4 protein-coding genes are annotated in these 15,442 nt (G+C 75.1%); 3 read left to right on the forward strand and 1 reads right to left on the reverse strand.

Translation table 11 applies throughout. The features are described from left to right. Positions 1 to 414: 414 nt before the first annotated feature. Genes AB0K28_RS19775 through AB0K28_RS19785 form a run of 3 tightly spaced genes read left to right on the forward strand, consistent with a single transcriptional unit; the run spans position 415 to position 14,515 of the window. Positions 415 to 5,274 carry an amino acid adenylation domain-containing protein gene (locus AB0K28_RS19775; protein ID WP_364371759.1) on the forward strand — a complete coding sequence of 1,620 codons (4,860 nt, stop codon included), beginning with the start codon at positions 415 to 417 and terminating at the stop codon, positions 5,272 to 5,274. Continuing rightward, positions 5,271 to 13,457: an amino acid adenylation domain-containing protein gene (locus AB0K28_RS19780; RefSeq protein ID WP_364371762.1), complete on the forward strand. Its 8,187-nt coding sequence runs from the start codon at positions 5,271 to 5,273 to the stop codon at positions 13,455 to 13,457. The genes AB0K28_RS19775 and AB0K28_RS19780 overlap by 4 nt, the downstream gene beginning before the upstream one ends. Next, positions 13,454 to 14,515, forward strand: coding sequence for a pyridoxal-phosphate dependent enzyme (locus AB0K28_RS19785; RefSeq protein ID WP_364371765.1), 1,062 nt, complete (start codon positions 13,454 to 13,456; stop codon positions 14,513 to 14,515). The genes AB0K28_RS19780 and AB0K28_RS19785 overlap by 4 nt, the downstream gene beginning before the upstream one ends. Here the strand turns inward: AB0K28_RS19785 and rsmA are convergent. Next, a complete protein-coding gene (gene rsmA / locus AB0K28_RS19790) occupies positions 14,512 to 15,372 on the reverse strand; it encodes a 16S rRNA (adenine(1518)-N(6)/adenine(1519)-N(6))-dimethyltransferase RsmA (RefSeq protein WP_364371768.1) in 861 nt (286 codons plus the stop codon). The genes AB0K28_RS19785 and rsmA overlap by 4 nt on opposite strands. Positions 15,373 to 15,442 lie beyond the last annotated feature (70 nt).

A 15,442-nucleotide genomic window follows, 5' to 3' on the forward strand; every position in this document is an offset into this window, starting at 1 on the left:
CCTGTTACCGAGGGAACTGCGGGGCGGGTTTCTGGCGGTGAGGGTGGCGGGACGGGGAGATCGGGGGGGCGGGGGTTCCTCGGCGTTCGACGGACGTCCAGTTGGGACCGGTTTGTTGGGGTTGGGGTGATATGACGTGCAAGCGGCATATCGGCGAGTTCCAAGTGAACGGCAAGGCAGATCACCGATGCTGCTTGCGGAGCATAATGATCTTCTGCGGACAAAATGACCTAAAGGAGAACGACCTCGCGCGGCGAACGACCGCGCCTATCACGCGACGGTGAACCGCCCGCGCGATCCCGCGCGATCCCGCGCGCCCAGCGACGACCTCGCCCGGGGCCCGCGTGCCGCTCTGGAGGAGCGGGCCCAGCCGCCCACCCGGGCACGTTCGACCCTTGCTCGAAAGAAGGACATATGAACACGGATGCGACGGGCGCGAACCGCCCTCTCACTGGCCTGCCCGGCCGGCTCCACGAGGCCCTGGAAGCGCAGCGCCGGCGCACGCCCGATCGCGTCGCCGTCGTCGCGGGCACGAAGCGGCTCACCTACGCCGAGGTCGACCGCATGGCCAACGGGGTCGCCAACGCTCTGAAGGCACGGGGCGTCGGGCGCGGCGACCTGGCGGGGATCTGCCTGGACCGCGACGAGTGGCTGGTGCCCGCGCTGATCGGGGTGCTGAAGGCGGGCGCGGCGTACGTGCCGCTCGACCCGGCCTACCCGGCGGAGCGGTTACGTTTCATGGCCGAGGACTCCGGCGCGCAGGTGGTGGTCACCTCGGCCGTCAAGCGCGACACCGCGTCCCTGACCGGCGCCGCCACCGTGCTCGTCGACGACACGACGCCCGCCGAGCACGGCCCCGAGGTGCCGGGCGAGCCCAGTGACGCCGCGTACGTCATCTACACCTCAGGCTCCACCGGCCGGCCCAAGGGCGTGGTCGTCGAGCACCGCAACACCCTGAACCTGGTGCGCTGGGAGGCGGCCAACTACACGGCAGAGGAGTTGAGCGGCATGCTGGCCGGCTCCTCCATCTGCTTCGACGCCTCGATCACGCAGATCTTCACCCCGCTGTCCGCGGGCGGGACCGTGATCATGGCGGACAGCATCCTGACGCTGCCCACGCTGCCGGCCCGCGACGAGGTGCGCACGGTCTTCGGCGTACCGTCCGCGCTGTCGGTGCTGCTGCGCGAGCCGCTGCCGGAGGGCGTGCGCATGGTGCTGTCCGGTGGCGAGCGGCTGACCGCCTCCCTGGTCGAGCGCGCGTTCGCGAACCCGGGCGTGCGCCGCGTGCTCAACATGTACGGCCCCACCGAGTGCACCACCGGCAGCACCATGTACGACGTGCGCCGCGGCCACGAGGGCGACCCGCCGCTGGGCGGCCCCATGGCGAACGCGCTGCTCAGCATCCGCGACGCCGACGGCGGACCGGTTGCGGACGGAGAAGTGGGCGAGCTGTGGATCGGCGGCCCCGGCGTGACCCGCGGCTACCTGGGCCACGAGTCGCAGGCGTTCCGCACCGAGCCGGACGGCTCCCGCGTCTACCGCAGCGGCGACCTGGTCCGGTGGGTGGACGGCGAGCTGCGGTACGTGGGCCGCGCCGACGACCAGGTCAAGATCCGCGGCTACCGGGTGGAGCTGGGCGAGGTCGAGTCGGCGCTGGAGCGTCACCCCGACGTGCGCCGCGCGGTCGTGCTCGCGCACACGGACGACGACGGCATCGCCTACCTCGTCGGGCACGTGGAGGCCCCGGACGTGAGCGAGCCCGAGCTGCGCGGCTGGCTGCGTGACCGCCTGCCCGACCACCTCGTCCCGGCCAGGATCGGCGTGGCCGACGAGCTGCCGATCGCCCCCATGGGCAAGGTGGATCGCGCGGCCCTGCCCAAGCTGCGTCCCGCTCGTACGGGGAGCGAGGCGCCTGTCGCGCCGCGCACGGACGACGAGCGCCTGGTGGCCGAGGTGATCGCGGACGTGCTGGGCCTGCCCGAGGTGGGCGTGCACGACCGGTTCGCCGACCTGGGCGGGCACTCGCTGGCCGCCGCCCGGGTGGTGATCGAGCTGTCCCGGCGGCTCGGGCACACCGTGCCGCTGGCCTCGTTCCTGATCGAGCCGACCGCGGCCGGGCTGGCGGCGCGCCTGCGCGAGCCAGGCTCGGCGCCGCTGCGGCGGACCGGCGCGACCCGGCACCCGCTCACCGCCGCGCAGCGCGAGTTCTGGACGCTGCGCCAGCTCCACCCGCACAGCCCGGTCACCACAGTGTCGGTCCGGCTGCGCGTGCGCGGTCTCGGCGGGAGCGCGCCGCTGCGCTCGGCGCTCGACGCGGTCCTGCGCCGGCACGAGACCCTGCGCAGCACGGTCTCGGTCGGCGAGGACGGCCTCCCGTACGCGGTCGTGCACCCGCCCGTCGCCGTCCCCCTGGTCGAGCACCCGGCGGGCGCTGACCCGGTGAAGGTGGCGCGGACGGCGGCGGAGCACGTGTTCGACGTGACGAGCGAGGTGCCGCTGCTGCGCGCGAGCCTCTGCCCCGCGGGGGACGACGTGGCCGAGCTGGTGCTCGTGACCGATCACCTCGCCTTCGACGGCGGTTCCGTGGGCGTGCTGATGGAGGAGCTGGCCGCCGAGCTGGCGGGAGAGAACGTTCCCGAGCCCGCGGTGCAGCTCGGCGACGTGGCGGTACGCGAGCAGGAGGACCGGCCCGACCTTGAGCGGCTGCGGGAGTTCTGGCGGGACGAGCTGGCGGGCGCGCCGGTGGCGGGGCCGCCGCCCGCCGATCTGACGACGGGCCGGGTGATCAGGGCGCTGCCCGAGGAGTTCACGGACGACGTGGCGGCGCTGGCGCGAGCGTGCGGCACGACCCCGTACGCGGTGTACCTCGCCGCTCTCGCCCTGGCCGCCGGAGAGGCCGACACGCTGGTCGGCATGGTCGCGGCGCGGCGCGCCGAGCCGGAGCTGGCCAGGATCGTCGGGCCGCTCATCGACACCGTGCCGGTACGGCTGCGGCCGGACGCCGCGCCGACCTTCCGCGACCTGGTCAGGCAGGCCGGGGAGGCCGCGACGCGGGCGCTCGTGCATCAGGAGATCCCGCCCGCCGAGCTGCCCCGCTCCCCCGTGCTGCTGGCCATGCAGCACGCCGAGGTGCCGGTGCGGGCCGGCTGTCTCGACCTGCTGACCGAGGTGGGCTCAGGCGCGGCGGTGCACGAGTTCAGCGTCCTCGTCAACCGTACGGTCGAGGGCTCCGAGCTGCACCTGGAGTACGCGGTCGCGCTGCTCTGCAGGGAGACGGCCGAGGCGTACCTCGACCGGCTGCTGTACCTGCTGCGGCGAGCCGTGGCCGAGCCTGACCAGGGGATCGCCGCGTTCGAACGGGTCACCCCGGACGAGCGCGCCGCGCTGCTGGCCCGCGCGGCCGGGCCGCGGCTGCCCGACGACGTGCCGGCGGTGCCGGTGGCGCTCGCCGCGCACACGACGGGGACGGCGGTGGTCGGTCCTGACGGCGCGACGCTGAGCCACGCCGAGCTGAACGACCGCGCCGACCGGATCGCGGCCGGGCTGCTCGCGCACGGGGTGTCTCGGGGGGACGTGGTCGGCGTCCGCGTGCCGCGTGACCTGATGGTGCCCGCGGTGCTGCTGGGCGTGTGGCGGGCGGGAGCGGCGTACCTGCCGCTCGACCTGGACCACCCGGACGAGCGCCTGCGCCTGCTGGCCGCGGACGCGGGCGCCCGCGTGGTGCTCACTCGCGGCGAAACGCCCTCAGAAGTGCCATCTGAAGCGCCCTTCGAAGCCGACGCGTCTCAAGCGGGCGCGTCTCAAGCGGGCGCGTCTCAAACGGGCGCGTCTCAAACGGGCGCGTCTCAAGCGGGCGCGTCTCAAGCGGGTGCGTCTGATGCGGTACTGGACGGGCCGGTGATGCTCGATGCGGATCGGCTGGCGGCGGGTCCCCATGCGGACCTGCCCGAGGTCGGTGCCGAGGATCTGGCGTATCTCACCTACACCTCCGGCTCCACCGGCGCCCCCAAGGGCGTCGAGGTCACCCACGGCGGCCTGGCCGCACTCGTGGCCGGCATGATCCAGACCCTCCGGCTCGGCCCGGACGACGTACAGCCCGCGGTCTCGCCGCTGAGCTTCGACGCCTTCGCCTCCGAGCTGTGGAGCGTCCTGACCGCCGGCGGCACGTCCGTGATGGTGGACAGGACCACGGCCGAGGACGGGCACGCGCTGGCGGAGCTGATCACCACGAGCGGGGCCACGGTGGTCGACCTGGTGCCGACGTCGTACCGGATGCTGCTGGCGGCCGGCTGGACGGGCGGCCCCGGGCTGCGCGCCGTCGCCGGCGGTGAGGCGCTGGACCCGGCGCTGGCCGAGCAGATCCTGCCGCGCGTCGGCGAGCTGTGGAACGCGTACGGCCCCACCGAGACCACCGTCACCTCGACGCTGCACCGGGTGCGCCCGCACGAGGGCGACCGGGTGCCGATCGGCTCGCCGATGCCGGGTGAGCGGGCGTACGTGGTGGACGCGCACCTGCGGCTGGTGCCGCCAGGGGCGGTCGGCGAGCTGCTGCTGGGCGGGGCCGGCGTGGCGCGCGGCTACCGGGGCAGGCCCGACCTGACCGAGGCCGCCTTCGTGGCGGACCCGTTCACGCCGGGCGGCCGCTGCTACCGTACGGGCGATCTGGCGCGCTGGCGGCAGGACGGGACGCTGGAGTTCCACGGCCGCCGCGACCACCAGGTGAAGGTCCGCGGCTACCGGATCGAGCTGGGCGAGATCGAGGCCGTGCTGCGCGAGGTCACCGAGGCCGCGGTGACCGTGGCGGGCACGGAGGCGCACGCCCACCTGGTCGGCTACGTCACGCCGGAGACGGCGGACCTGGCCGCGATCGAGCGGCACGCCCGTTCCAAGCTGCCCGGCCACATGGTGCCGCGCCGCTGGGTCGCCCTGCCGGCCCTGCCCACGCTGTCCAGCGGCAAGGTGGACCGCTCCGCGCTGCCCGAGCCTGACACCGGCCCCGACCCGGCACGGGTCGCGCCGGCCACCGACGCCGAGCTGCTGGTGGCCGCCGTCTGGGCCGAGGTGCTCGAACGGCCCGAGGTCTGGGCGGGCGACGACTTCTTCGCCCTCGGCGGCGCCTCGTTCGCCGCGACCAGGGTGGCCGCGCGCCTGCGCGAGATGTTGCAGGTCGCGGTGCCGGTGCGGTTGTTGTTCGACCGCCCGGTGCTGGCCGGCTTCGCCGCCGCGCTTGAGGAGCTGCTGGCCGCTGAGCTGACGGAGGGGAACGAGGGATGACCGAGGTACGTGAGGACCGGATCGCCGGCCTGGTCCGGTCCAGGCTCGCGGCCGCGCTGAAGCAGGCGGAGAAGGCCCCCGGCATCCCGGCGACGTCGGCCACGGACATGCCGCTGTCGCCCGCGCAGGAGCGGCTGTGGTTCTTGGCCCAGCTGGAGCCGGACACGGCGGCGTACAACGTGCCGCTGACGCTGCGGCTGCGCGGCCCGGTGGACGTCGACGCCCTCACCGGCGCGGTCGCGGACCTGGCGGAGCGGCACTGGATCCTGCGCGGCGTGATCGAGGACGGCCGGGTACGCCCCGTCGGTGACGTGCACGTGCCCGTCGTGGACCCGGCTGACCTGGAGCGCGAGCTCAATGAGCACGCCTGGCGGCCGTTCCGGCTGGACGCCGAGCCGCCCCTGCGCGCGACGGTGTTCCGGGTCGCCGGCGACGAGTGCGTGCTGGCGCTCACCCTGCACCACATCGCCACCGACGCCTGGTCGGAGCGCGTGCTGCTGGACGACCTCGCCCGCCTGTACGCCGCCCGCCTCGGCCTGGAGCCGCCCCCCGCTCCTCCCGCCCTGCAGTACGCGGACGTCGCCGCGTGGGAGGCCGACCGGCCCGACACCGACCTCGACTGGTGGGCCGGGCACCTGGCGGGCCTGCCGCCGGTGCTCGACCTGCCGCTCGCCCGCCCGCGCCCGCCCGTCCCCGGGTGGGCGGGCGCGGCGGTGCCGGTCGAGGTGCCGGCGCCGCTGGCGGCGAAGGTGCGCGCGGTGGCGGGGACGTCGCCTTTCATGGTGTTCCTGGCCGGTCTGCAGGCGTTGCTGAGCCGCCTGTCCGGCGTGGACGACATCGCCGTGGGCGTGCCGCACGCGGGACGTCACCACCCCGACGCCGAGCGGGTCGTCGGCTGCTTCGTCAACACGCTGGTGGTGCGCGGCGACACCGCGGGCGATCCGACGGGCGCCGAGCTGCTGGCGCGGGCGCGTACGGCGGCGCTGGACGCGTACGCGCACGCCGGCACGCCGTTCGAGCGGGTCGTGGAGCGGCTGCAGCCGGACCGGAACCTCGCGGTCACGCCGCTGTTCCAGGTGATGCTGAACGTCTACGAGACGGGCGCGCCGGTGTCGCTGCCCGGGCTGGAGGTCGAGGCGGGGACGACGGCCGCGCCGACCGCGAAGTTCGACCTCAACCTGGAGCTGGGCGACGACGGCACCGGCTTCTCGGGCGAGTTACGGTACCGGACCGACCTGTTCGACGAGGCGACCGTGCGGCGCCTCGTCGCCTGGTACCTGGAGCTGCTCGACGGCATGCTCACCGACCCCGGCGCGCCGGTGCGGCTGCCGGCCGGCGACGACCTGCGCGGCCCCGCCACGAACCTGACCGTGGACGTGCCGCTGCACGCGCTGGTCGAGCGGGTGGCCGACGCCCGCCCCGACGCGGTCGCGGTCGGCTCGCTCAGCTACGCGGAGCTGGACCGCCGCGCCAACCAGGTGGCCCATTGGCTGCTGGCGCGCGGGGTGCGCCAGGACGAGCCGGTCGGCGTGCTGCTGGAGCGGCGGCCCGAGCTGGTGGTCGCCATGCTCGGCGTGCTCAAGGCGGGCGCCGCCTACCTGCCGCTCGACCCGGTCTACCCGGAGCGGCGCAACGAGGCGGTGGTGGCCGACGCCGGGGCGCGGATCGTGCTCACGGACGCCGAGCTCGCCGCCGCCGCGGACGGGTCGCGCGAACGTCCCGACGTGGCCGTACGGCCTGAGCACCTGGCGTACGTGATCTACACCTCGGGCTCGACCGGGCGGCCGAAGGGGGTCGCGGTCGAGCACCGGCACATCACGCACTACCTCGGCGCGGTGGCCGAGGCGCTCCCCGAGGGGCTGACCTCGTTCGCGCTGGTGTCCACCGCCGCGGCCGACCTCGGCATGACGAACGTGTGGTGCGCGCTGACCACGGGCGCCACTCTCCACCTGATCGACCACGAGACGGCCACCGACCCGGCCGCGTTCGCCGCCCGCCTGGCGGCGCACCCGGTGGACGCGATCAAGATGGTGCCCAGCCAGCTCGAACTCCTCGGCACCGCCGCGCTGCCGCGGAAGCTGCTGATCCTGGCCGGTGAGGCGGTGCCGGCGGACCTGGTGGCGCGGGTCCGCGAGGCGCGGCCCGGCCTGGAGGTGCAGATCCACTACGGCCCCACCGAGACCACGGTGTCGGTGCTGGCCTGCGACGCGAGCGAGAGCGCCCCCGGGCGGGCGCCGTTGGGCCGGCCGCTGCCCGGCGTGGTGTGCCGGGTCGCCGACCGGTCGGGGCGGGCGCTGCCGGCCGGCGTGCCTGGCGAGCTGTGGATCGGCGGGCCCAGCGTGGCGCGCGGCTACCTGGGCCGCCCCGACCTCACCGCGGAGCGCTTCACCGATGGCTGGTACCGCACCGGCGACCGCGTCAGGGTGACGGGTGACGGGCTGGTCGAGTTCCTGGGCCGGATCGACGACCAGGTGAAGGTCCGCGGCTTCCGCGTCGAGCTGGGTGAGGTCGCCGCCGCGCTGCGTGCCCTGCCGCAGGTCGCCGAGGCGTACGTGCAGCCGGTCGGCGCCGGCCTGGAGCGGCGGCTGGCCGCCTGGGTGACGCCGGCGACGGTGAACGTGGCCGAGGTGCGGGCGGCGCTGCGCGAGCGGCTGCCCGACTACATGGTGCCGGCCGCGATCGGCGTGCTGGAGGCCCTGCCGCTCACCCCGAACGGCAAGGTGGACCGGGCCGCGCTGCCCGAGCCCGAGGCGGGGCCCGCGGTGCGGGTGCCGCTGGGCACTCCGGCGGAGCGCCTGGTGGGCGAGGTCTGGACCGACGTGCTCGGGCTCGCCGAGGTGTGGGCGGACGACGACTTCTTCGCGCTCGGCGGGCACTCGTTCGCGGCGACCCGGGTGGCCGGGCGGCTGCGGGAGCGGCTGGGCGCGGCGGTGCCGGTGCGGCTGCTGTTCGAGCACCCGGTGCTGGCCGACCTGGCCGCCGCGCTCCCCCGCCCGGCCGGCGCCGAGCGGGTGCGGCGGGCGCCGGTGGACGGCCCGGTGCCGCTGTCCGGGGTGCAGGCCAGGCTGTGGTTCCTGGCGCAGCTCGAACCGGACAGCAGCGCGTACAACGTCCCCGTGGCGCTGCGGCTGCGCGGCCCGCTGCGGGTGGAGGCGCTGCTGGGCTCGGTACGCGACCTCGCCGAGCGGCACCACGTGCTGCGCAGTGTGGTGGACGCCTCCGGAGCCGAGCCCGTGATGGTGGTACGTGACGCCGGCGAGGTGCCCGTGTCCACCGCCCGCGTGACCCGGCCGGAGGTCGGGGACGTGCTGGCCGCGCACCTCGCGACCCCGTTCGCGCTTGACCGCGAGCCACCGATGCGCGCGGTCCTGCTGGCCGTGGATGACGCGGGAGCCGATGCGGGGGATGACGGCGAGCACGTGCTGTCGCTCACCTTCCACCACATCGCCACCGACGCGTGGACGCGCGGGCTGCTGCTCGACGAGCTGTCCAGCCTGTACGCCGCCCGCCTCGGCCTGCGCCCCCCGCTGGCCCCGCCGCCCGCGCAGTACGCCGAGGTGTCGCCGGTCCCCGACCCGGCCGACCTGGACTGGTGGGCCGGGCACCTGGACGGCGTGCCGCCGGTGCTCGACCTGCCCACCGACCGCCCGCGCCCCGCCGTTCCCGACCCCGGCGGTGCCGCGCTGGACCTGGAGCTGCCGGCCGCGCTGAGCGAGCGAGTCAGGGCGGTGGCCGCCGCGTACCGGTCCACGCCGTTCATCGTGCTGCTGGCCGGACTGCAGGCGCTGCTGGCGAGGCTGTCGGCGAGCGCGGACATCGCGGTCGGCGTGCCGGTCTCCGGCCGCGACCACCCCGACACCGAAGGGGTGGTGGGCTGCTTCCTCAACACCGTGGTCGTACGGACCGACGTGGGCGGCGACCCGACAGGCCGCGACCTGCTGGCCCGCGCGCGGGAGTCCGCGCTGGGCGCGCTCGCGCACGCGGGCACGCCGTTCGACCGGGTGGTGGACCGGCTGCGACCGGAGCGGAACCTGGCGGCCACGCCGCTGTTCCAGGTGATGCTCAACTACATCTCCGGCGTGGCCCGGCCCGAGCTGCCGGGGCTGGAGGCGTCCGAGATCCAGCTTCCTGAGCTGACCACCAAGTTCGACCTGAGCTGGCACGTCGTGGACGAGGGTCCTGGCGCGCCGCTGCGGGGCGGGCTCGCGTACCGGACGGACCTGTTCGAGCCTGGTACGGCGGACAAGCTGACCCGCTGGTACGTCTCCCTGCTCGACGGGCTGCTCGCCGACCTGGACGCGCCGGTGGGCGCCGTGCCGCTGGAGCCGGTGACCGGGCCTGTCGTGGACGGAGGGCCGCCGCCCGAGCCGCCCGCCGGGGCGGTGCACCACCTGATCGAGCGCTGGGTGGACGAGACCCCCGGCGCCCCCGCGGTGGTGGGCGGCGACCGGGCCCTGACGTACGGGGAGCTCGAGTCGGCCGCGAACCGGATCGCGCACTGGCTCCTGGACGCCGGGGTACGCGCGGACGAGCCGGTCGGCGTGCTGCTGGAGCCGGGGGCCGACCTGGCGTGCGCGTTGTTCGGCATCCAGAAGTCGGGCGGCGGCTACCTGCCGATGGACCCGGCGTACCCGGCGGCGCGGATCGCCGCGATGCTGGAGACGGCCGGGGTGCGGGCCGTGGTGACGGTGAGCGAGTTCGCGCCGCTGATCGGGGACGGCAGGCGGGTGCTGGCGCTCGACCGGCTGCCGTCCCTGCCCGACACCCGCCCCGAGGTGGACGTACGGCCCGAGCACCTGCACCACGTGATCTTCACGTCAGGGTCGACCGGCACGCCCAAGGCGGTGGCCGCCGAGCACGGCGGCGTGCTCAACTACCTGGGCGGCATGCTGCCGCGCATCGGCGTGCCGGGCGGGTCGTTCGCGGTGGTCTCGACGCCCGCCGCCGACTTCGGCCTGACCTGCGTGTTCGGCGCGCTGACCACGGGCGGGACGGTGCACCTGGTGCCGCGCGAGACCGCGATGGACCCGGCGGCGTTCGCCGGCTACCTGGCCGAGCACCGGGTGGACGTCGTCAAGTGCGTGCCGAGCCACCTGGAGCTGCTCGCCTCGGGCGGCGACCTGGCCGCCGTGCTGCCGCGCGAGCTGCTGATCCTGGCGGGCGAGGCGTGCCCGTGGGACCTGGTGGAGCGGGCCAGGGCGGCCCGGCCAGGGCTGCGGCTCCAGAGCCACTACGGTCACACCGAGTCCACGATGATCTGCCTGGTGTGCGACACCGAGGAGATCCCGGCCGACCGGCGGACCGGCATCGTGCCGCTGGGCCGTCCGCTGCCCGGCGTGTACGGCCACCTGGTGGACGCGGCGCTGCGCCCCGTGCCGCCGGGGGTGCCCGGTGAGCTGGTGGTCGGCGGCCCCGGCGTCACCCGCGGCTACATCGGCCGGCCCGAGCTGACCGCGGAGCGGTTCGTCCCCGACCCGCTGACCGGGGACGGACGCTGCTACCGCAGCGGCGACCTGCTGCGCCTCACCTCCGACGGGCAGATCGAGTTCCGCGGCCGGGTGGACGACCAGGTCAAGGTCCGCGGCTACCGCGTGGAGCTGGGCGAGGTCACCACAGCGCTGCGGGCGCTGCCCCAGGTCGCCGAGGCCGTGGTGCTGCCCGTCGGCGAGGGCAGGGCCAGGCAGCTCGCCGCGTGGGTGACGCCCGCGACCGTGGAGGCCGCGGCCGTACGCTCGGCGCTGCGCGAACGGCTGCCCGACTACATGGTGCCGGCGCACGTCGTGGCGCTCGACCGGCTGCCGCTCAACCCGAACGGGAAGATCGACAGGGCCGCGCTGCCCGAGCCGGTGGCGGAGCAGGCCGCGTACGCGCCGCCGTCGACGCCGAACGAGGAGCTGGTCGCCGGGGTCTTCGCCCAGGTGCTCGACGTGGAGCGGGTGGGGGCGGGCGACGACTTCTTCGCCCTCGGCGGCGACTCGTTCGCCGCGGTCCGCGCGGTCACCCGGATAGGCCGCGGGCTGCGGGTGATCGACCTGTTCACCCGGCCCACGGTGGCCGATCTGGCCGCGTTCCTCGGCCGCGAGGACGGCGCCGAGGAGCGGGGCGGGCTGCTGCATCGCCTGGGCGGCGGGCGGACCAGCGAGTTCACGCTGGTGTGCGTGCCGTACGGCGGCGGCTCGGCGGTGGTCTACCAGCCGCTGGCCAAGGCGCTGGGCGACCGGGTGGAGGTGCTCTCCGCCGAGTTGCCCGGCCACGACCCCGCCCGCCCCGACGAGCCGCCGCTGCCGCTGGAGGAGCTGGTGGACGTGCTGGCCGCCGAGGTGGCGGCGAGCGCGTCGGGCCCGGTCGCGATCTACGGCCACTGCGTGGGCTCGGCGGCCGCCGTCGCGCTCGCGCGCCGGCTGGAGGCGGACGGCGTGCCCGTGCTGGGCGTCATCGCCGCCGCGAGCTTCCCCGCCGCACGGCTGCCCGGCGCGATCAGGCGGCTGTTCGGCGGCGACCGCTTCGTGTCGGACCGGATGTTCCGCGACGCGCTGCGCGCCTCGGGCGGCCTGCTCGACGACATGGACGAGGACGCCAAGCGCACCGCCGTACGCGCGATGCGGCACGACGCCGACCAGGCGCAGGAGTGGTTCACCCGGGAGCTGGCCGGCGAGGGTGCGCCGCTGCGCGCCCCGATACTCAGCCTGGTCGGTGAGCGTGACCGCGCCACCGAGCTGCACGAGGAGCGCTACGCCGAATGGGCCGCGTTCTCGCCCCGGGTGGAGCGGGCCGTGCTGCCCAGGGCCGGCCACTACTTCCTGCGTCACCAGGCCGAGCCGCTGGCCGCCCTCGTGCTGGAGCGCCTGACGCGCTGGTCGGCGGGCGCACTGCCCGATCCGGTACGCCCGCCGGAGCGCACCAGGCTGTGGCCCTTCTACACGGTGGCGGCCGGGCAGATCGTCTCGGGCCTCGGCACTGCGCTCAGCTCGTTCGCGCTCGGCGTGTGGGCCTACCAGCTCAGCGGCGAGATCCTGGACCTGGCGCTGGTCACGATGCTGGCGCAGATCCCGGCCGTGCTGCTCACCCCGCTGGGCGGCGCGCTGGCCGACCGGATCGACCGGCGCAAGATCATGCTGGCCTGCGACGCGCTGTCCGGGCTCGCCATGGTGGCGCTGGTGCTGCTGCTGATGACCGGCGAGCTGCGGTTCTGGAACGTCTGCGCCATCGTGGGCGTGACCTCGGTCGTGACGGCGTTCCAGCAGCCCGCGTGGCTGGCGGCGGTGGCGCAGCTGGTGCCGAAGCCGTACCTGCCGCAGGCCAACGCGCTGGCGAACGTGGGCTTCGGCATCGGCAACGTGGTCGCGCCGCTCGCGGGCGGCGCATTGATCGGCCTGTTCGGGCTGTCGGCGGTGGTGGCCGTGGACGTGGCCACGTTCGTGGTCGGCGTGGTGACGCTGCTGCTGGTGCGCTTCCCCGACCGGCTGTTCCACCGGCGCGAGGAGACGTTCACGGCTGCGCTCACCGGCGGCTGGCGGTTCCTGCGCAGGCGGCGGCCGCTGCTGGTGATGGCGCTCTACTTCGCGGTGGTGAACTTCTGCACCGCCCTCATGTGGGTGCTCGTCACCCCGGTCGTGCTGTCCATCGGCGACTCGGCCGACCTGGGCGTGGTGACCGCCGTCGGCGGCGTCGGCGCGGCCCTGGGCACCGGCGTGGTGCTGGTGTGGGGCGGCACCAGGCGGCGGGCCACCGGCATGATCGGCTTCGTCGCCGGGTCGGGGATCGGCGTCGTGCTCATGGGCGTGTGGCCGGTCGTGTGGCTGGTCGCGGCCGGGCTGTTCATCCGGCTGGCGTGCATGAGCATCGGCAACGCGCACTGGCTGTCGATCATCCAGGTCAAGGTGGGCCCCGAGCTGCAGGGCCGGGTGCTCGCCGTGAACATCATGATCGCCACGGCCATGCAGCCGATCGGCTTCCTCGCCGCCGACCCGCTGGCGGAGTGGGCCGGGCGGTTCACCGACGGGCCCGGCGGAGGCGCGGGGGCGGTGCTGCTGGCCAGCGGCGTGTTCCTGGTGGCGTGGGGCCTGCTGGGGCTGCGCTACCGGCCGCTGCACCACCTGGAGGACGTCGTCCCCGACGCCGCGCCGCCGTCCGAGGCCGCGGCCGACCTGGACGCCATCCAGGAGAGGGTGCTGAGCGCGTGAGCGTGGAAGACGTGCTGCGCACGACGCTGGTCACCGCCGCCGACGTCCGGGCGGCGGCGGCCCGCATCGCGCCATACGTGCGGCGCACCCCCCTGCTGCGGCTGCCCGGCGAACGGCTCTGGGTCAAGCCGGAGAACCGGCAGCCGACCCGCTCGTTCAAGGTGCGCGGCGCGGTCAACGCCGTCGTCCGGCTGGCCCGGCAGGGCGTACGGCACGTGATCGCGCAGTCGTCGGGCAACCACGCCCAGGCCATCGCGTACGCGGCGGCCGAGCAGGGGCTGCGGGCGACCGTCGTGCTGCCGGACACCGCTCCCGAGCTGAAGGTGAGCGCGGCGCGCCGGCTCGGCGCCGAGGTGGTGATCGTGCCGCCCGCCCTGCGGGAGGAGGCCTGCCTGGCGCTGGCCGACCGGTTCGGCGCCACCGTGATCGGCTCCGACGCCTTCGACGTCATCGCCGGGCACGGCAGCGCGGGGGCCGAGGTCGTCCCCGACCTGCCGGACGCGGGGTCCGTCCTGGTGCCCGTCTGCAACGGCGGGCTGCTCGCCGGGATCGCGGTCGCGGTCAAGGCCGCCGACCCGGCGATCCGGGTGATCGGCGTCGAGCCCGAGCTGGCCGCCGACGGGGCGGCCAGCTTCCGGTCGGGTACGCGGACGGCGTGGCCGGTGGAGCTGACCTACCGCACGCGGGCCGACGGGCTGCGCGCTCCCGTGCTGGGGGCGCTGGCCTGGGAGCACATCCACCGGTACGTGGACGACATGGTGACCGTGACCGAGGACGCCATCGGCGCCGCCGCCCACCTGCTCCAGCGGGAGCTGGGGGAACGCGCCGAGCCCAGCGGCGCGGTCGCCACGGCCGGCTACCTCGCCCACCGGGCACACCTGCCGCCTGGACCGGTCGTCGCGATCCTGTCGGGCGGCAACGTCGCGACCGGCACGGCGCCGGCGGCCCTTTCGGGGGGCGACGTCGCGACCAGCGCGGCGCCGACGGCCCTGCCGGGAGGCGACGTCGCGACCGGCGCGCAGCCACTGATGCGGCCTGAGGTCGTCGAGCAGGGTTAGGGACGGTGCTCGGCTATGCGCGCGAAGGCGTGGACGTCCAGCTGCTCGCCGCGGGCTGAGGGGTCCACGCCGGCGGCGCGGAGGGCGCGTTCGGCGTCGGCCGGGCTGCCGGCCCAGGTCGCCAGGGCGGCGCGGAGGGTCTTGCGGCGCTGGGCGAAGGCGGCGTCCACGGCCTCGAAGACCTCTTCGCGGGTGGCCGTCGTGGGCGGCGGGTCGCGGCGGACCAGGGACACCAGCCCTGAGTCGACGTTGGGGACGGGCCAGAAGACGCTGCGGCCGACCGGCCCGGCCCTGCGCACGTCGGCGTACCAGGCGGCCTTGACCGACGGCACGCCGTACACCTTGGAGCCGGGGCCGGCCGCGAGGCGGTCGGCCACCTCCGACTGCACCATGACCAGCCCCTTGCGCAGGGACGGCAGCACCTCCAGCAGGTGCAGCACCACGGGAACGGCCACGTTGTACGGCAGGTTCGCCACCAGCGCCGTGGGCTCGTGGCCGGCCAGGTCGTCGGGTGTGACCTTCATCGCGTCGGCGTTGACCACCGTGAGGTCACCGGCGGGGGCGCGGTCGGCGACCGTGAGCGGGAGCTGGGTGGCGAGCACCGGGTCGATCTCGACGGCGACCACGTGAGCGGCCGACGGCAGCAGCGCGAGGGTGAGCGAGCCGAGGCCGGGCCCGACCTCTATGACCACGTCGTCAGGGGAGAGATCGGCGACGCGGACGATGCGCCGGACCGTTCCGGCGTCGATCACGAAGTTCTGCCCGAGCTTTTTTGTCGGACGAAGATCTAGCTTGTCCGCCAAAATACGTATTTCTGCAGGGCCCAACAGCCTCATCATCCAACCAGTCTCCCGCATCGAAGAACGTGTGATGGCGTACGGGGAGATCAAAGGAGAGGATGGCGTGGAACAGGAAGGAACGTCCCTC

Source organism: Nonomuraea sp. NPDC049504 (genome assembly GCF_040676845.1).
In the GTDB taxonomy this organism is placed as follows: domain Bacteria; phylum Actinomycetota; class Actinomycetes; order Streptosporangiales; family Streptosporangiaceae; genus Nonomuraea; species Nonomuraea salmonea.